General features: G+C 51.5%; 17 protein-coding genes. All 17 read left to right on the top strand.

Annotated elements, in window-relative coordinates; all coding sequences use genetic code 11:
* The first annotated feature begins 66 nt into the window (after positions 1-66).
* On the top strand, positions 67-900 hold the full coding sequence (gene sleB, locus NSQ80_RS09275) for a spore cortex-lytic enzyme (protein WP_009223071.1): 834 nt from the start codon (positions 67-69) through the stop codon (positions 898-900).
* Between the two features lie 100 nt (positions 901-1,000).
* The gene (locus NSQ80_RS09280; protein WP_009223072.1) at positions 1,001-2,281 is read left to right on the top strand and encodes a pitrilysin family protein; all 1,281 of its coding nucleotides are present in this window, start codon (positions 1,001-1,003) and stop codon (positions 2,279-2,281) included.
* Positions 2,282-2,285: 4 nt separating this feature from the next.
* Positions 2,286-3,566: a pitrilysin family protein gene (locus NSQ80_RS09285; protein WP_339302087.1), complete on the top strand. Its 1,281-nt coding sequence runs from the start codon at positions 2,286-2,288 to the stop codon at positions 3,564-3,566.
* Positions 3,567-4,334, top strand: a complete 768-nt coding sequence (gene fabG, locus NSQ80_RS09290; RefSeq protein ID WP_009223074.1) for a 3-oxoacyl-ACP reductase FabG — start codon at positions 3,567-3,569, stop codon at positions 4,332-4,334. It begins immediately after the preceding gene.
* Between the two features lie 119 nt (positions 4,335-4,453).
* Complete coding sequence (locus tag NSQ80_RS09295) at positions 4,454-4,708, top strand: DUF3243 domain-containing protein (protein WP_009223075.1); 255 nt, start codon at positions 4,454-4,456, stop codon at positions 4,706-4,708.
* 213 nt (positions 4,709-4,921) lie between these two features.
* On the top strand, positions 4,922-5,689 hold the full coding sequence (locus NSQ80_RS09300) for a DUF3388 domain-containing protein (protein WP_036643941.1): 768 nt from the start codon (positions 4,922-4,924) through the stop codon (positions 5,687-5,689).
* Between the two features lie 43 nt (positions 5,690-5,732).
* Positions 5,733-6,776, top strand: coding sequence for a RodZ family helix-turn-helix domain-containing protein (locus tag NSQ80_RS09305; protein WP_260070589.1), 1,044 nt, complete (start codon positions 5,733-5,735; stop codon positions 6,774-6,776).
* Between the two features lie 182 nt (positions 6,777-6,958).
* The gene (locus tag NSQ80_RS09310) at positions 6,959-7,450 is read left to right on the top strand and encodes a YajQ family cyclic di-GMP-binding protein (protein WP_009223078.1); all 492 of its coding nucleotides are present in this window, start codon (positions 6,959-6,961) and stop codon (positions 7,448-7,450) included.
* A 151-nt stretch (positions 7,451-7,601) separates the two neighbouring features.
* Complete coding sequence (rimO, locus tag NSQ80_RS09315) at positions 7,602-8,930, top strand: 30S ribosomal protein S12 methylthiotransferase RimO (RefSeq protein ID WP_009223079.1); 1,329 nt, start codon at positions 7,602-7,604, stop codon at positions 8,928-8,930.
* A complete protein-coding gene (gene pgsA / locus NSQ80_RS09320; RefSeq protein ID WP_009223080.1) occupies positions 8,927-9,514 on the top strand; it encodes a CDP-diacylglycerol--glycerol-3-phosphate 3-phosphatidyltransferase in 588 nt (195 codons plus the stop codon). The genes rimO and pgsA overlap by 4 nt, the downstream gene beginning before the upstream one ends.
* Positions 9,515-9,562: 48 nt before the next feature.
* The gene (locus NSQ80_RS09325; RefSeq protein WP_339302088.1) at positions 9,563-10,825 is read left to right on the top strand and encodes a competence/damage-inducible protein A; all 1,263 of its coding nucleotides are present in this window, start codon (positions 9,563-9,565) and stop codon (positions 10,823-10,825) included.
* A gap of 1,257 nt (positions 10,826-12,082) precedes the next feature.
* The gene (recA, locus tag NSQ80_RS09330; protein WP_009223082.1) at positions 12,083-13,144 is read left to right on the top strand and encodes a recombinase RecA; all 1,062 of its coding nucleotides are present in this window, start codon (positions 12,083-12,085) and stop codon (positions 13,142-13,144) included.
* 118 nt (positions 13,145-13,262) lie between these two features.
* Positions 13,263-14,123 carry a RecX family transcriptional regulator gene (locus tag NSQ80_RS09335; protein ID WP_260070591.1) on the top strand — a complete coding sequence of 287 codons (861 nt, stop codon included), beginning with the start codon at positions 13,263-13,265 and terminating at the stop codon, positions 14,121-14,123.
* Positions 14,124-14,442: 319 nt separating this feature from the next.
* On the top strand, positions 14,443-15,984 hold the full coding sequence (gene rny, locus NSQ80_RS09340) for a ribonuclease Y (RefSeq protein ID WP_260070592.1): 1,542 nt from the start codon (positions 14,443-14,445) through the stop codon (positions 15,982-15,984).
* A 103-nt stretch (positions 15,985-16,087) separates the two neighbouring features.
* Entirely contained in the window at positions 16,088-16,882 is a 795-nt protein-coding gene (locus NSQ80_RS09345) for a TIGR00282 family metallophosphoesterase (RefSeq protein WP_036643757.1), read from the top strand.
* A 135-nt stretch (positions 16,883-17,017) separates the two neighbouring features.
* Entirely contained in the window at positions 17,018-17,278 is a 261-nt protein-coding gene (locus tag NSQ80_RS09350) for a stage V sporulation protein S (protein WP_006286829.1), read from the top strand.
* A 91-nt stretch (positions 17,279-17,369) separates the two neighbouring features.
* Positions 17,370-18,323, top strand: coding sequence for a membrane dipeptidase (locus tag NSQ80_RS09355; protein ID WP_009223086.1), 954 nt, complete (start codon positions 17,370-17,372; stop codon positions 18,321-18,323).
* The last annotated feature ends 28 nt before the right edge of the window (positions 18,324-18,351 follow it).

Consider the following 18,351-nt stretch of genomic DNA (forward strand, 5'->3'; position numbering starts at 1 on the left):
GCTTGTCATACTAAAGTTACCCATCCTTGTTGAACAACTTCTAAGAAGAGAGGTAGAGCTAAACGTATGAAGAAAGCAAAGATCTGGTTTGCCTCCGGTTTAGTGCTGCTTTTGTTCGGAATCGGATACGGGGCCGATGTGCTCCGGCATACGCTTACCGAGGGCAAAGTCAATACCTATAAAGCGCAGCCCGCGTTCAGTGAGCAGGTTATCGACTATGGAGCTTACGGGAAGGACGTGTATGAGCTGCAGGGACGGCTCGCTTATCTTGGTTTTTATCATGGGAAGTTGGACAGTTATTTTGGGCCCAAAACCCTCGGGGCCCTCAAATGGTTCCAATCGGAATTTGGCATGAAGGTTGACGGACTGGCTGGACCAAAAACGAAACTGAAGCTGTACAATGCCACAAAAAACTGGAAGCCAGGCATGGAATACGCTAATGCCGGCGGAAACGAGAAATCGCAAGCCGGTGCAGCTAATAAGTCCGGCAGTGGCAGCGTCAAAGCGGAATCCGATGAACTGTCCGCCTCCAACACCATGGGGCTGTCGGAAAACGATTTGAAAATTATGGCGAACGCGGTATATGGGGAAGCGCGAGGGGAACCTTTTGAAGGCCAGGTTGCGGTAGCGGCGGTTATTTTGAACCGGGTGAAGTCGCCGAGCTTCCCTAACACCGTATCCGGCGTTATTTTTCAACCCGGAGCATTTACAGCCGTTGCTGACGGCCAAATCTGGCTGGAGCCAAACGCACAGGCGCGTAAAGCCGTGCAGCAGGCGTTAAACGGCTGGGATCCAACCGGCGGTTGCTTGTATTACTTTAACCCGAAAACGGCGACATCGAAATGGATCTGGTCACGTCCGCAGGTGAAGACGATCGGAGAGCATATTTTCTGCATGTAAATAGCTGAGTATCGAAGGAGCAACCGCTTGTCGTCAGGTTGCTTCTTTCCTTTGAATTGGTATAGAATGGAACTGACTTTCTTGTAAAGGAGTTTTGGTTTTGAACAAAACGCGATTTGAGCGCGGCACCGTAGGCCATATTCGTCTGCATGTCCTGCCGACCAACCGATTCAAAACTTTTGCCATTTCCCTATATGCGGGCTTGCCGTTGCAAGAGCAAACGGTCACCGCAACGGCCCTCACTCCGTTCGTGCTGCGCCGGGGTACGGAATCGTATCCGGAAACCACGCAGTTCCGCGAGCAGCTCGAGCATATGTACGGAGCGGGCTTTGGCTTTGATGTATATAAACGCGGCAATTACCAAATGGTCCAGTTCCGTATGGACACGATTAATGATTCTTTTGTCAAGAGCAACGATTCACTCCTGGGTCAAAGCTTTGCTTTCCTCGGGGAAGTCGTCACCAAACCGGCTAAGGAAAACGGGGTGTTCCGCACCGCCTACGTGAATTCCGAACGGGAGTCCGTCCGCAAGAAGCTGGAAGGGATCATCAATGATAAAATCCGCTATGCGGCTGAACGCTGTACGGAAGAGATGTTTAAGGACGATCCGTATCGCCTCCATCCGCTGGGTGAGCGAAGCGAACTGGACGGGATTACGCCCGAATCCTTATACGCCTCCTATCAAAGCTGGCTGCAGCAGGCACACCTCGATTTGTATGTGGTTGGCGACACGACGCTGGCCGAGGTGGAGGAGCTGGTTGCCAAGCATTTTAGCTTAAATCGCTCAACCACTCCAGAATATCAACCGGAGCAGGTGGATCTTCGCGGCAAAGAAGTCCGGACCGTGAAGGAAGTGCTCGACGTCAATCAGGGGAAGTTGAATTTAGGCCTCCGCACGCCGATCACTTACGGGGACGATCGCTACGCTTCCTTGCTGCTCTATAACGGCATTCTGGGCAGCTATCCACACTCCAAGTTGTTCCTTAATGTTCGGGAGAAAGAAAGCTTGGCGTACTACGCCGCCTCCCGTTACGACGGGCATAAAGGCATCGTCAGCATTCAATCCGGCATCGAAATCGCCAATTACGAGAAAGCTCTTCGCATTATCGAAGCTCAGCTGGCCAGCATGCGCGCCGGAGAAATCAGCGAGCTTGAGATGAGTCAGACGAAGGCGATGATCCGCAACAGTCTGCTGGAGATGCAGGATTCCGCTTTTGATATGATCGCCTATGACTTCAACCGCGTCTTGTCCGGAAAAGACCGGCCGGCGGAGGAGCTGCTTCAACAAGTCGAGCAGGTTCAGCCTCAGGACGTTGTAGCGGCCGCGGAAACCGTCCAGCTTGATACGATATACTTTTTGACAGGCCAGAAGGAGGGGTAGGCGGATGGAAATGATACGTTATGACGCTTTGCAGGAAACGCTGTATCGCGAAACGATGGACAACGGTTTGCAGGTGTATGTGCTTCCGAAACCAGGCTTCCAGAAAACGTACGCCACGTTCGCGACCAAATACGGCTCAATCGATAACCATTTTCGGGTAGAAGGGCAGGTCGACATTTCGGTACCGGATGGCATTGCCCATTTTCTGGAGCACAAAATGTTTGAGGAGCCCGAAGGTGATATTTTTGCCACCTTTGCTTCCCAAGGCGCTTCCGCGAATGCGTTTACCAGCTTCGACCAGACGGTCTATCTGTTCTCTGCGACGGAGAATATTGCGGCCAACCTGGAGACGCTGATTAATTTCGTGCAGCATCCTTACTTTACCGACCAGAACGTCGAGAAGGAAAAAGGCATTATCGGCCAAGAGATCGGCATGTACCGGGATAACCCGGATTGGCGGGTCTATTTTGGCCTGATCGAAGCGATGTATAAGGTGCATCCGGTTCACATCGATATCGCCGGCACGGTGGAATCCATTGGCACCATTACGAAGGAAACGTTATATACATGCTACAATGCGTTTTATCATCCGAGCAACATGCTGTTGTTCGTCGTTGGCGGCGTGGATCCGGAGGAAGTATTCAAGCTGGTCCGGGACAATCAAGCGAAGAAGGAATACAAGCCGCAAGGATCCATCGAGCGGTTGTTTGATCCGGAGCCGCGTGAGGTGTCGGAGAAACGGCGGGAATCCCGTCTGCCAGTGTCGCAGCCCAAATGCTTGTTTGGCTTTAAGGAGACGCGCCTCGGCTTTACCGGCGAGGAGTTGCTGCGTCGCGATTTGGCCACCAAGCTGGCGCTCGACCTGCTGTTTGGGGCCAGCACGAAGCTGTACCAAAAGCTTTATGATCTGGACCTCATCTCTGACAGCTTTGGCCACGAATACAATAGCAACCCGAATTATGCGTTTTCCGCGATTGGCGGGGATACGAAGGATCCAGACCGGATGCTGGCTGTGATTAAGGAAGAAACCGAGGCGGTACTTGCTTCCGGATTCCGTCAGGAGGATTTCGAACGCGCGCGCAAGAAGAAGATCGGCGGGTACTTGCGCATGCTGAATTCGCCGGAGAACATCGCCCATGAATTCACCCGTTACAAATTCCGCGGCGGCGACCTGTTTGCTGTACTTCCGATTTACGAATCGCTGACGCTGGATGAGATCAACGCGCGGCTGCGCGAGCATATCGATTGGGAACAGCTCGCCGTCTCGATTGTGGTGAGCCCGTAAATGCAGACCAATCATGGGATAGGAAAAAATATCGCGGACATGACCGTCCTCATCACCGGAGCAAGCCGGGGGATCGGCGCCGAGGTGGCGCTGCGGTTCGCTTCGGTGGGCATGAACGTGGTGATTCACTATATGAATTCTCACGAAGCGGCGAATGAGGTAGCCCGCAAATGCTTGGAGCTTGGAGCCAAGGCTTATACAGTTGCGGCGGATCTGCGCAGCAAGGAGCAAATCCTGCGGATGAAGGAACGGCTTGAGAACTATGGGCTGTATCCCGACATTTTGGTCAACAACGCGGGCATCTCGCATTATGCGCTCTTGTCCGATGTGACCGAAGCGGAATGGGACGACATCATGAACGTCAATTTAAAAAGCGTGTTTCTGTGCAGCCAGCTGTTTATGCCGCATATGATCAGCCAGCGCTTCGGGCGCATCATCAACGTTTCCTCCGTTTGGGGAATCACGGGCGGCTCTTGCGAGGTGGCCTATTCGGCAGCCAAAGGCGGAGTTAATGCGTTTACCAAAGCGCTGGCCAAGGAACTGGCACCCTCCGGCGTTACGGTGAATGCGGTGGCTCCAGGCGCGGTGAAGACGGATATGATGGAGCGGTTTGATGCGGAGGAGCTTCGTCAGCTGGAGGAGGATATTCCGGCAGGGCGGTTGGGTACGCCGCAGGAGATCTCCTCGCTAGTTTATTTTTTGGCGCTGCCGGAATCGGGTTACATCACAGGGCAAATCATCAGCCCCAACGGCGGCTGGATTACTTGAGACCCCTGCATTCACAGGTTTTGGAGTAAGGGTTCGAGCTCGGTGCGCGCATAAATTCCCCGGGATTTTCGCATATTACAACTGTTGATTTTAAATCGCCAAGCGAAGGAGGATTTATCATGTCAACAGTACTCAAAAATTTTGATACATGGAAGAAATTCCTGGGTGAGCGCGTCAAGCATGCGGAAAATGCCGGTTTTAGCGAAGAGGCAATTACCAACCTTGCTTACGAAATCGGCGGTTTTCTGGACGACAAAGTGGATCCGCAAAACGAATCCAACCGCGCCCTCAAAGAAATTTGGGATGTGGGTACGGAGGAAGAGCGGAAGACCATTGCTCGTCTGATGGTGAAGTTGGCCAAGAAAAACGCATAGTCACGCTTTGGAAAAGCTCCCGCTTCGGGAGCTTTTCCCTCATTTTCTCCGCCCGCTTGCCTTTCAATTTCATTTTATATATCATAAAACACATATGAATATCGGTTATCAGGAATGGGAAGATTTGTTCTTTATAAATTGTTTTCTGTAAATTAGCAGGAATTAAGACCTATTTTGTCGAAAGAGCAAGAGGATATGGAGAAGGTGTCTGGGATGGATGGGAAACAATGGTACTTGGAATACAAAATACATAAAAATCGACCGGGACTTTTGGGGGATATTGCCTCCATGTTAGGGATGTTGGAGATCAACATCTTAACGATTAACGGCGTGGAAGGCAAGACGCGCGGGCTGCTGCTGGAAACCAACGATGACGGAAAAATCGAACAAGTCAGTCAGTTATTGAACAAGGTGGACAGTATTACGGTCACCGCTTTGCGTAATCCGCGTCTGGTCGATTTGCTCGCCGTCCGCCATGGACGCTATATTGATAGGGATTCTGACGACCGCAAGACCTTTCGGTTTACGCGGGATGAGCTGGGGATCTTGGTTGATTTTCTCGGCGAAATTTTTAAGCGGGATGGCCATCAGGTGATCGGATTACGAGGGATGCCCCGCGTGGGGAAGACGGAATCGATTATCGCTGGAAGCGTCTGCGCGATGAAACGATGGACGTTCGTATCTTCAACGCTCTTGCGACAAACGGTACGCAGCCAATTGTCAGAGAATGAAATGGATCCTCGCAATGTATTTATTATCGACGGTATCATAAGTACTCTTCGTTCCAATGAAAAGCATCATCAGCTCTTGCAAGAGTTGATGTCCATGCCTTCCACGAAAGTCATCGAACATCCGGATGTGTTCGTGAAAGAGTCTGAATATAGTTATGACAATTTTGACATAATTATTGAATTGCGTAACAATCCCGAGGAGCAAATCGTTTACGATACGTTCACGACAATTTATACGGACGATCTATAAACGATGTGCCGCATAATGAAATCATAAGCAGGAGGTGATGGTCGTGTCGGATTTGGGCCAGCAGTTAAGAGAAGCCCGCCTTGCCAGAGGTTTGTCGCTGGATGACGTACAGGAAATGACGAAGATTCGCAAACGATATTTGGAAGCCATCGAAATGGGGGATTATAAGGTTCTGCCTGGTAGCTTCTATGTTCGGGCTTTTATTAAGACGTATGCGGAGACCGTCGGCTTGGACGCGGACGAACTGCTTGCCGAACATCGGCAAAACGTGCCTTCTACAGCTCCGGAACCTACGATGGAACCGGTGATTCAAAAACGCCGCAGCCGGCAGCACAACGAGCGCAACTCGAAATGGCTGTCTACGACGCTGATGTGGTCGTTTGCTGTGCTGATTTTGATTGTCATCTATCTGTATTTCTCGGTATGGGGAAACAATAACGATCAAGCGGATGGCAATAAGGAACCGGATCCTACGCCGGTAACTCAGGGTACCAGCCAAAATGGCAACCAAACCGGTAACGCAACCGGCGGCGATGCCGTTGGCGGGAACAATGGCGTCGAGAACGGGACGAACAATGGTACGGAACCGGGAATAAATCAGGGTACAGACACGAATACCGGGAATGCGGGTAACACGGGAGACGAATCCCCGACGAATGATACCGGCAATCAGACGGTAACGATCGTACCGGATGGAACGGAAGGCAGCACAACGAAGTTCAAGATTCAAAACCCTGGAACGGGGCCCGTGCAAGTCGTCATTACGGCTAGCGGAAAAAGTTGGGTTGAAGTGCGTAAAGGCAACTCTAAGGGTGAGAAGTTGTTTTATGACAACACCAAAGAAGGCGACGTGTTGACCTATGATATCGGACCTGAAGGGTTATTCGTCAAATCGGGGAATTCCTCTCAAACCGTGATCACGGTCGCCGGACAGACAATCGAGGATGGAAAAACAACGTCAAAGTTCCTATTGAACCTTGACGACGGGACAGGCGGCGGTACCACCGGAAATACCGGAACGGAAGGCGCCGTTACGAATAACGCCGATACGGGCGGAACGAATTCAACCACAGAAGGCAACGAATAAGCGAGGGCGGCAACAAGCCGATCGCTTATTCGCTTAATCAAAGCGCGGTGAGGACCGGTCAGGTCAAACGGCGCTTTTTTGGCTGTATACGGATGGTGGTGGCTGAATTGCTCGACTTTGCGATTTTTTTTACATATAATTTATTTATGATAAGATTGGAAACCGAGAAAGGAATGTGACTTATGGCTTCGGAAAATTCTTTCGACATCGTTTCAAAAATGGACATGCAGGAATTGACCAACGCAATCGATCAAACAGAGCGGGAAATTGCGAACCGCTTCGATTTCAAAGGAAGCAAGAGCGAGCTGAAGCTGGAGAAAGACGAACTGGTGATCGTTTCTGACGATGAATACAAGCTGGGGGCTGTCATCGATATCCTGCAATCGAAGATGATTAAGCGCGGGTTGCCGATCAAGAACCTGGATTACGGCAAAGTGGAACCGGCTTCAATGGGTACCGTGCGTCAGCGGATTAAACTCAAACAAGGGATCGATCAGGAAAATGCCAAGAAAATTAATGTGCTGATCCGCGATTCCAAGCTGAAGGTCAAAAGCCAGATCCAAGGCGATCAAATTCGCGTGACGGGCAAGAGCCGTGACGATTTACAAGAGATCATTCAGATGCTGCGTAAAGCCGATTTATCGGTGGATTTGCAGTTCACCAATTTCAAATAGAGCGCAAGGGTCTCCTGCAGGGAATTTCTAGCTGCGGCAGGCCCTTTTCATATTTTTGACAGCATCGGTCCCTGAATATTATACTTGTAGAGGTTGTTTAATCCTTAAGTTTGACGGGAATTTTGGCTTTCAACGATGGGGGAAATGGTTCATGACAGAAAAGGTAAAAATCGTGACACTCGGCTGCGAGAAAAATTTGGTGGACTCGGAAATCATGTCGGGTCTGATTGAGCAGCGCGGCTATTCCTTGGTGGATAATCGCGAGGATGCAACCGTCATTATCGTCAACACCTGCGGATTTATCGATGCGGCTAAGGAAGAATCGGTAAATACGATTCTCGAGCTTGCTGATCTGAAGGAAAGCGGAAGACTGAAAGCGCTGATCGTTTCCGGGTGTTTGACGCAGCGATATAAGCAAGCTTTAATGGAGGAAATGCCGGAGATCGACGGGATTGTGGGTACGGGGGATTTTCACCAAATCAACCGGATCGTTGACGAAGCGCTTAAGGGCAAGAAGCCGGCGCTGGTCGGCAACCCTGTCTTTAATTATGAGCAAGCGCTGCCGCGCAAGCTGTCTACAGCCCGCTATACGACTTACGTGAAAATCGCTGAGGGCTGCGACAACAACTGTACATTCTGCAGCATTCCGATCATGCGCGGGAAGTTCCGCAGCCGCTCGATGGAATCGATTTTGGAGGAAGTACGGAGCATGGCGGCCCAAGGCGTCAAGGAAATCAGCCTGATTGCGCAGGACTCCACCAATTACGGGACCGATTTGTACGGGGAGTTTAAATTGGCAGAGCTGATGGATCGGGTCACCCAGGTGGAAGGCGTTGAGTGGGTGCGGTTGCATTATGCTTATCCTGGCTTTTTTACAGACGAGCTGATTGAGATGATGGCGACCAACCCGAAAATTTGCAAATACGTGGACATGCCGCTGCAACACAGTGAAGATTCCATTCTGAAACGGATGCGCCGGCCTGGGCGGAATCGCGATATCCGTGAGCTGATTGCTAAGATTCGTGCGCGGATTCCGAACGTTTCCTTGCGTACTTCCTTGATCGTTGGTTTTCCAGGGGAGACGGAGGAAGATTTTGAGCGGTTATGTGAGTTTGTGCGTGAGATCAAGTTCGACCGCCTTGGCGTATTTACCTATTCCAAGGAAGAGGATACGCCGGCATCGCGTTTGCCGGATCAAGTTGATGAAGAGGTAAAAGAATGGCGGGCTAATACGCTGATGGAGATTCAGCGGGAAGTTGCAAACGCCAACAGCAGTAAGTACATTGGTCAGGTTCTGGATGTGCTGATCGAGCGTTATGACGGGCGCAGCGACGTATACGTGGGCCGCTCGCAATACGACGCTCCGGAAATCGATGGCGAGGTATACGTCACGAATTGCCCTGTTGGGCTTGGGGAACTGACCAAAGTGCGGATTACGCATGCTTTTGACTATGATTTATCCGGGGAGGCTGTCCTGTGAATTTGCCCAACCGTATCACATTAGCTCGTATTTTCATGATTCCGGTGATGCTGGTCTTCTTGCTGTTGGATGCCGGATGGCTCGCCTATGAGTTTACGCTTGGCGAGTACTCGCTGCCGGTAAATCAACTGATTGCGGCGGTGCTGTTTATCATCGCTGCCAGTACGGATGGAATCGATGGTTACATCGCCCGTAAATATAATCTGGTCACCAACTTAGGCAAGCTCCTGGATCCGCTCGCGGATAAGCTGCTTGTTGGAACGGTGCTGATCGGTCTTGTGGCCTTAGGCAAATGCGATGCCTGGATTGCAGTCATCATCATCGCCCGGGAGTTTGCGGTGACCGGCTTGCGTGAAGTTGCGCTTCTGGAAGGCTCCGTCATTGCGGCCAGCAAGTGGGGCAAGGCGAAGACGATCACGCAGATCATCGCCATTTCGGCGCTGCTGCTGAACAATTTTCCGTTCGAATGGCTGTCGTTCCCGTTTGATGATATCGCGATATGGCTGGCGGCTATCATCACGTTGTATTCGGGGATCGATTATTTCGTGAAAAATAAGAGCGTGCTTTCTTTTTCCAAAATATAAATGATGTTGATGAGTTAGGCGGAACTGAGAAAAAGGAGGCATGCGAAGATGAAAGCGGAAATTATTGCGGTTGGTACGGAGCTGCTGCTTGGCCAAATCGTAAATACGAATGCGCAGTACTTGTCTCAGGAGTTAGCCGCACTCGGGCTCGACGTTTATTTCCAAACCGTGGTCGGAGATAATATGAATCGGCTGGCGGAAGCGGTGAAGACGGCGTCGGGGCGGGCGGATGTGCTGATCCTTACCGGCGGGCTGGGTCCGACCCAGGACGATCTCACCAAAGAGGCGCTGGCTGAGGTACTCGGTCGGACGCTTTATATCGATCCGGATGCGATGGCGAACATCGAGCGTTTCTTTCAAGACCGGGGGGTCCCGATGACGGAGAACAACCGCCGCCAGGCGCTCGCCATTGAAGGAGGCACGCCGCTTCCGAATGAAACCGGACTGGCTGTGGGCAATGCGATTGAATTGAACGACAAGTTCTATATCGTGTTGCCTGGGCCGCCAAAGGAAATGAAGCCGATGTTCGAGCATCAGGCGAAGCCTTGGATTTTGAAGCATGTGCTGACCAGCGAGATGCCGATTTTTTCGCGGATGTTGAAGTTTGCCGGGATTGGCGAATCTGCATTGGAAACCAAACTGCTTGACCTGATCCAGGCGCAAAGCGATCCTACGGTAGCGCCATATGCGAAGGAAGGCGAGGTCACGATTCGCATTTCCACCAAAGCGGCAAACGAGCAGGAAGCGGCGGTGAAGCTGGATGCGATGGAACGCGAGATTGCCTCGCGGCTGCCGGAGCATTTGTATGCAAACGTGGATGAACCCATTGAGAAGACGATCCTCGATTTGATGGCTTCGCGCGGCCTTACGTTGAGCGCGGCCGAAAGCTGCACCGGCGGGCTGCTCATGGAGATGTTCACCGCGCTGCCCGGCAGTTCAGCCGTGTTTGCGGGCGGGATTGTCTGCTACTCCAATGAGATGAAGGAGAAGCTGCTCAACGTGCCGCATGACCTGCTGGAAGGCGAAGGCGCGCCCGGCGCGGTCAGCGCGGAAACGGCCAAAGTGCTGGCGGAGCAGGTGCGCCTGACCGTAGGCAGCGACTTTGGCCTGGCGATCACCGGCGTGGCCGGCCCCGCCCATTCCGAGCGCAAGCCTGTGGGGCTTGTGTATATCGCGATTGCGCGCGAGGGAGCGGACACCGCCGTCTTCGAGCTGAACCTTAAGGGCAACCGCGAGATCATCCGGCTGCGCGCAGTGAAGTCGCTGTTCTACCAGTTGTGGCGGGTATTGCAGGGGAAACAGGGATTTTAGTGCTTTAATGCTCTCGGGGGCTCGTGCTCTTGTGGTCATGTGCTCTCGGTCACGTGCTTTCGCTGCTCTGTGTGCAGTGTTCTGTATGTAGTGCTCCATCTGCGTGTTCGGTAGTTTAGTACTTCGTGGCTTCCTTTCGCGCATTATCCCGATCAATCAGGGATGACGGAAGAAGCGCTTCAGCAATCCGGATGGGTGAATGTTCTTTGTTAAGCAGGCCCTTGTGCTTTGGAAGATTATGACATATAATCAAGGTACGGAAGAACCGTAGCAAACTGATTTAGTTGTGCTGCGGTTCTTTTTTTGTTGTAAGAGAAACCATGGGGAGGGGAGAGTGGGAAGTAATTAAGTGAGTATGTAAGGAAGTAAATAAGGAAGTAAATAAGGAAGTAAATAAGGAAGTAACAAGTAAATAAGCTAGTTAGCTGGTTAGCAGTAGAAAGTAAGTATCTGGTAATCCGGTAAGCAAACAAACAAGCAAGTAAATAGGAAAATAAGAAAGGTCGGGCTGTCGGTAGGCTCGTTTTGGTGCGTGCGCGTGGTGGGGGCAGAGAATCTGTTCGGAAAATCATATATAATAGTGCTCCGTAAGAGCAAATTTACGTGATATGTATGAAAAATCGAATATAATCCAGCACTATTGAGTCGATACGAGCAAATATATATGAAAAATCGAACATAATCCGCGATTCCAGTTCATTTCGACGAATTATATATGAAATTTCATACATATCAAGTTGTAGCGCAGCATGTGACCCCCAAGTAACGAACCTATGCAAACGCACTATGTAGCGCATGTACCGCACTAAAGCACTATGAAACGCACTATGTAACGCATTTATGCAACATATCATGTAACGCACCATGTACCGCGCCACCACCCTGGTAGCACATTTCCAAAAGTACCCGCATCTAGGAGCAGGAGAGGTCTGTCAAGTAACAAACTCAGCGATTCACCGCACAATAGAGCATCTAAGAAGCGCCTCAGTCACACCAACGTTTGTCCAGTTTACGGATTCCCAAGGGCAGCAGGCCTTTGGGGGCCCTCCCTTACGGCAAAAGAGGGATAGGGAGAGGAGAGTCAGCGGTTTGGGAGGTGGAGAAATTTTACGAATGTATGTTCGAAAAAACGCTTGGCAAACATTCCAAAACAAGGTACAATGATATACGAAAGAAGTTACGAGAGGTCCGAAGTATACTGAATTCAGTAACTTTAAGTATTCAATGATTTATATAACATTTAAGGATGTGAGCTGATTGTCAGATCGTAAAGCAGCGCTGGAGATGGCGCTTCGCCAAATAGAAAAGCAATTCGGTAAAGGTTCGATTATGAAGCTTGGAGAATCGACGCATATGCAGGTCGAGATCGTTCCAAGTGGATCGATCGCTCTGGATATCGCCCTTGGTACAGGTGGACTTCCACGCGGACGGATTATTGAAGTATACGGGCCGGAGTCTTCCGGTAAAACGACGGTAGCGCTGCACGCGATCGCTGAAGTTCAGAAGATCGGTGGACAAGCTGCCTTCATCGACGCCGAGCATGCGCTGGATCCTTCCTATGCCAGCAAGCTGGGTGTCAACATCGACGAACTCCTGCTGTCCCAACCGGATACGGGGGAACAAGCATTGGAGATCGCTGAAGCACTCGTGCGCAGCGGCGCAGTGGACATTATCGTCATCGACTCCGTTGCGGCATTGGTACCTAAAGCGGAGATCGAAGGCGAAATGGGGGACTCGCACGTCGGCTTGCAGGCCCGCTTGATGTCTCAAGCGCTGCGGAAGCTGTCGGGGGCAATCAGCAAGTCGAAGACGATTGCGATCTTCATCAACCAGCTGCGTGAGAAAGTCGGCGTCATGTTCGGGAACCCAGAGACGACGCCGGGGGGCCGCGCGCTGAAATTCTATTCGACGATTCGTTTGGATGTACGCCGCGTTGAGACGATCAAGATGGGCAACGACATGGTCGGGAACCGGACGCGGATCAAGGTTGTGAAGAACAAGGTTGCGCCTCCTTTCAAACAGGCCGAAATCGACATTATGTACGGAGAAGGCATTTCCAAGGAAGGCAGCATTATCGATCTCGGGACGGAACTGGATATCGTGGATAAGAGCGGCGCCTGGTATTCGTATGCCGGCGAACGTTTGGGACAAGGCCGCGAGAACGCGAAGCAGTTCTTGAAGGAACATCCGGAGATTGCAAATGCAATTGAGCAGAAGATCCGCGAATCCAGCAATCTGACGACGTCAGTAGCTTCGGCTTCCGCCAGCGAGCTGGAAGCGGAGTTTGCAGAAGAGCAAGCGCTGTTCGCAGATGAATAAGCTTGTTAAGCCGTAACTATCAAGCGCTCTGACCGCGGCAATATGCCGGGTCAGGGCGCTTTTGCAGTACTTAAGGAAGCGGATGGATCGCCTAGGGCATAGACAGGAGGGATAGGACGTGAGTACGTGGGGACAATCGCGCAGGAAGGCTGCGGGAAGAAGAGATGGAGCTAACTCTGGCGAACGGAGAGAGGACGATATCGTAGATATCTCCGACGAGGCGTTCTGGGAGCCGCGGCCGCGGGATACCGGCTGGGATTCGAACCGAGAGGAGACGGAAGGCGAAATCCCTGCCGGATTGGACGCTTTCCCTAAGGACACAGAGCTTGCGATCACGTCCGTGTTGATGCTAAAGCGGCCGAAGCATCGTTATCGGATCTCTTTTGGGGCATATACGCTGGAGGTTCACGAGGACGTGATGATCAAATACCGCATGATTAAAGGTGCGGTATTTACGAAAGCAGAGCTGGAGGAAATCGTAGCAGCAGATGAGCGTCAGCAAGGGTATGCCGACGCGTTGAAGTATTTAAGCTTAAAACCGCGGACAACCTATGAAATTGCACAACGTCTGGGAGAGAAAGGCTGGGGCGAGGAGACGATTCAGGATGTGCTTGCCCGGTTGCAGTCGGAAGGTTACGTCAATGACGCCGCATACGCTCAGGAATGGGCTTCTCAACGCGTGAAGCTGCGCGGAAAAGGGAAGCTGTGGGTCAAGCATGAATTGCGCCAGAAGGGGATTTCCAAGGCGTATATCGAGGAGGCGCTTGGCGAGGTCAGCGAAGAGGACGAGTTTGAGAGCGCCCTGCAGCTGGGCATGAAGAAGTGGCGATCAACCACAGGTGAAATGCTTGACCGAAAACGCAAAACCGGGGCGTTCCTGCAGCGCCGTGGTTTTAGTGGAAGCGTCGTGTCCCGGGTCATGCGCGAACTCGGAAACCGTGAAGAAATGCATGGAATGGATGAATGGGACGAAGAATAACAGGGCGAGTGAACTCCTGTCATTTGCTTGACAATATCTTTTCACAAATAATAAAATGAATTTGAGTCCATACCTTGAGGGCCCTTTTTTTCCTTCCAAAATTATGGCTCTGAGGGTATAGGATTTATGTTCTCCAATCAGGCAAAGTGCGTCCGCTAGGCTACTGCGGAAGAGTCATGCTTTTGCAGCATGAAGTGCTGAGCTGAAAGGGCAAGTCATGAATTCTTTGTATGGAATGATGAACCTAAGAAACGAAAAGTAACTACAACTGCAAACATCCCAAGGAATGCCTTGGAGGAAACAACGGGGAGGTGAACAGATGCACACAGTAATCTGGATCGTTCTCGTTGCAGCCGCTTTATTCTTTGGGTTCGTGATCGGGTATTTTATTCGCAAGTCTCTTGCCGAAGCTAAAATTTCCAGTGCAGAGCACGCGGCCAGCCAAATCCTGGAGAATGCTAGGAAGGACGCGGAAGCACTGAAAAAGGAAATGGTTCTGGAAGCTAAGGACGAAGTCCATAAGCTGAGAGCCGAAGCTGATAAAGACATTCGTGAACGTCGGAATGAAATACAACGACAAGAAAGACGATTGTTGCAAAAAGAAGAGTCGCTGGATAAAAAATTAGAATCGCTTGAACGTAAAGAAGAGCAAGTGGTCAGCAAAGAGAAACGGATCGAAGAAACCCAGCAACAAATCGACTTGATCTATAAGAGTCAGGTTCAGGAACTCGAACGGATTTCCAACCTTACCATGGAAGATGCCCGTACGATCATTTTGAACAACGTGGAGCAGGAAGTTCGCCATGAAACGGCGCAGATGATCAAAGATATTGAACAGCAAGCGAAGGAAGAAGCGGATAAGAGATCCCGCGAGATCATTACGCTGGCCATTCAACGCTGCGCAGCTGATCATGTAGCGGAAACAACGGTTTCCGTCGTAACACTGCCAAACGAAGAAATGAAAGGACGGATTATCGGCCGGGAAGGCCGGAATATTCGTGCACTCGAAACGTTGACCGGGATCGATCTCATTATCGACGATACGCCGGAAGCGGTGATCCTGTCGGGCTTTGACCCGATTCGCCGCGAAATCGCCCGGACCGCCTTGGAGAAATTGGTGGCAGACGGACGGATTCATCCGGCACGGATCGAAGAGATGGTCGAGAAATCCCGGAGAGAAGTGGACGAACGGATTCGCGAATATGGCGAGCAGGCTACGTTCGAGGTGGGCGTACATGCTTTGCACCCGGATTTGATCAAGATCTTGGGACGTCTCAAGTTCCGGACAAGCTACGGCCAAAACGTCCTGAAACACTCGATGGAAGTCGCTTATCTGGCCGGATTAATGGCTGGAGAGCTGGGCGAAGACATCACTCTTGCCAAACGGGCAGGTTTGCTGCACGATATCGGCAAAGCGCTTGATCATGAAGTGGAAGGATCTCATGTCGAAATCGGCGTGGAATTGGCTAAGAAGTATAAAGAACATCCGGTGGTTATCAACAGCATTGCCTCTCACCACGGCGATTGCGAAGCCACCTCAGTCATTGCCATGTTGGTTGGCGCAGCCGATGCATTGTCGGCAGCAAGACCGGGGGCGCGCCGGGAAACGCTCGAAACCTACATTCGTCGGTTGGAGAAGCTTGAGGAAATTTCCGAATCGTTTGAAGGCGTCGAGAAATCGTTTGCCATTCAGGCGGGCCGCGAGGTTCGCGTGATGGTGCAGCCGGATAAGATTGACGACGCGGAAGCATTCCGCTTGGCGCGTGACATTACGAAGACGATTGAAAATGAACTGGATTATCCAGGTCATATCAAAGTAACCGTAATCCGCGAGACGCGGGCGGTTGAATACGCCAAGTAAAGGTTATGCTGAAAAGTGGCCCCTCGCGGGCCGCTTTTTCATTACTTGGATAAGCCTTGAGCTCACATGCTGCAAGGGGTAGTAGTCAGAGGAGGGAACCAGCATTAAAGTTCTGTTTATCGGAGATATCGTTGGAAATACGGGGCGCAAAGCGCTGAAGGCCACGCTGCCTCATTTGAAATCTAAATACAACCCGCATATCATCATCGCTAACGGGGAAAACGCTGCGGCAGGCCGGGGCATTAACGCCAACATCGCCAAAGAGTTTTTCGATCAGGGCATTCACGGTTTAACGATGGGGAATCACACGTGGGACAATAAAGAAATCTTCGACTTCATCGATCAGGAGCCGCGAATGGTCCGGCCGGCCAACTACCCGCCAGGTACGCCAGGATTAGGTTACACCGTGATTAAAGCCAATGGGAAGGAGCTGGCCGTGGTCAATTTGATGGGCCGCACCTTTTTGCCGCCGCTCGACGACCCGTTTCGGGTTGCGGATGAGATCATCGGTCAACTGTCCAAGAAGCACAAGTGTATCCTGGTCGACTTCCATGCCGAGGCCACTTCGGAAAAAATCGCCATGGGCTGGTATCTAGACGGCCGTGCCTCGATCGTAGTGGGGACGCACACCCATGTGCAAAGCAATGACGACACGATCCTGCCGCAGGGGACGGCCTACTTGACCGATGCCGGTATGGTCGGCTCGCGTGAAGGCATCCTGGGCATGGAACGGACGGCGGTGCTGCGCAAGTTCACCACACAGCTTCCTGTCCGGTTCCAAGTCTGCGAAGGGAAGTGGCATTTCCACGCGGTGATCGTCGATGTGGATGAATCCACGGGCAAAGCTCAGAAGATTCAAAAAATCCGTTTACTGGAAGACGAATGGATTATGGATTAGTTAATCGCCAAGAAGTCCGATAAATCAAGGCCTCTCGAAACTTTCTCTTCGGGGAAAAAGAAGGAATATCCCAAATTCTCACGAATATCTTCTAAGTAGTGGAATCCAACGAATATTCCCAGGGAGGTACTAACCATGGAAGTATTAAAGGTTTCAGCAAAATCCAACCCCAACTCCGTTGCCGGTGCGTTGGCTGGCGTCCTTAGAGAACGTGGCGCTGCTGAACTTCAGGCCATTGGGGCGGGTGCTCTTAACCAAGCCATCAAAGCCGTTGCGATCGCCCGGGGATTCGTCGCGCCAAGCGGCGTGGACTTGATTTGCATTCCTGCTTTTACCGACATCGTCATCGATGGTGAGGATCGGACCGCGATTAAACTGATCGTAGAACCGAGATAAGTTTTGGATAGAATGACGCCTGTTTACGTTCCGTAGACAGGCTTTTTTGTTTTTTTTGAGCTAAAATAATGGTAACCGAGGAGGAAAAATCATGAGCCTGCCGATTATCGATTTTCATTGTGATGTGTTAAGCAAATTGCAGTTGGACCCGAAGCTGGACTTTGCCCGTGACCGCCGGTTGGACGTCAATCTTCGCCGATTGGAGGAAGGCGGGGTGAAGCTGCAAACGTTCGCCATTTTTCTGTCCAGCGAGTTGGGGCCAGCGAAAATGGAACATATCCTCGGACAAATCGATTTGTTTCGGGAACGGGTTCTCCCGCTAGGCGTGCTCCCTGTGCAGTCTGTCGAGGATTTACATACCCTGGAGCAAGGAGAGGTCATCGGAGGGCTGTTATCGCTGGAAGGAGCGGACGGGCTTGAGGGGAACCTGCAGTATGTCCGTGTTTGTTATGAGAAAGGCGTGCGGTTACTCGGGTTAACCTGGAATTATGCCAACTGGGCCGCTGACGGGGTCATGGAGCCGCGAAACGGCGGATTTACCCCGGCTGGGTTGGAACTGGTCAAGTTATGCCATGAGCTCGGCATCATTTTGGATGTCTCACATTTGTCGATCAAAGGATTTTGGGAGCTGCAGGAGCTCGCGGAGGCTGCCGGCAAGCCGTTTATCGCCTCCCATTCCAACGCCTATCAGATCTGCCCGCATGCACGGAACCTTCGTGACGACCAGATCCAGGCGATCGTTAAGTTAGGCGGGCGAATTGGAGTGACCTTTGTGCCTTGGTTCGTCAAAGAGGGGAAAAATGCATCCAGCAAAGATTTGCTGCCGCATATCGAGCGGATATGTTCATTGGGTGGAGCGAAGAACCTGATGTTCGGATCCGACTTCGACGGGATCGACACCCATTTGACCGATTTCCGGCATGCGGGACATTACACAAATTGGCAGGAAACTTTGCTGAAGTACTACCCGGAAGAGCTTGTTCGCGGATGGTTGTACGACAATGCAGCCGCATTCCTGCGGGCTTGGTTGCCTTCCCACAAGTAAGCGCTTTAATTCATCCAATTGTGAGAAC

It is taken from the genome of Paenibacillus sp. FSL K6-2441, assembly GCF_037964765.1.
Taxonomy (GTDB): Bacteria; Bacillota; Bacilli; order Paenibacillales; family Paenibacillaceae; genus Fontibacillus; species Fontibacillus phoenicis.

Bases quoted from the DNA above. Each gene is read 5' to 3' on its own strand.
- sleB (WP_009223071.1), top strand. From the start codon at position 67: ATGAAGAAAGCAAAGATCTGGTTTGCCTCCGGTTTAGTGCTGCTTTTG.
- NSQ80_RS09285 (WP_339302087.1), top strand. From the start codon at position 2,286: ATGGAAATGATACGTTATGACGCTTTGCAGGAAACGCTGTATCGCGAA.
- fabG (WP_009223074.1), top strand. From the start codon at position 3,567: ATGCAGACCAATCATGGGATAGGAAAAAATATCGCGGACATGACCGTC.
- NSQ80_RS09295 (WP_009223075.1), top strand. From the start codon at position 4,454: ATGTCAACAGTACTCAAAAATTTTGATACATGGAAGAAATTCCTGGGT.
- NSQ80_RS09300 (WP_036643941.1), top strand. From the start codon at position 4,922: ATGGATGGGAAACAATGGTACTTGGAATACAAAATACATAAAAATCGA.
- NSQ80_RS09310 (WP_009223078.1), top strand. From the start codon at position 6,959: ATGGCTTCGGAAAATTCTTTCGACATCGTTTCAAAAATGGACATGCAG.
- rimO (WP_009223079.1), top strand. From the start codon at position 7,602: ATGACAGAAAAGGTAAAAATCGTGACACTCGGCTGCGAGAAAAATTTG.
- NSQ80_RS09325 (WP_339302088.1), top strand. From the start codon at position 9,563: ATGAAAGCGGAAATTATTGCGGTTGGTACGGAGCTGCTGCTTGGCCAA.
- rny (WP_260070592.1), top strand. From the start codon at position 14,443: ATGCACACAGTAATCTGGATCGTTCTCGTTGCAGCCGCTTTATTCTTT.
- NSQ80_RS09350 (WP_006286829.1), top strand. From the start codon at position 17,018: ATGGAAGTATTAAAGGTTTCAGCAAAATCCAACCCCAACTCCGTTGCC.
- NSQ80_RS09355 (WP_009223086.1), top strand. From the start codon at position 17,370: ATGAGCCTGCCGATTATCGATTTTCATTGTGATGTGTTAAGCAAATTG.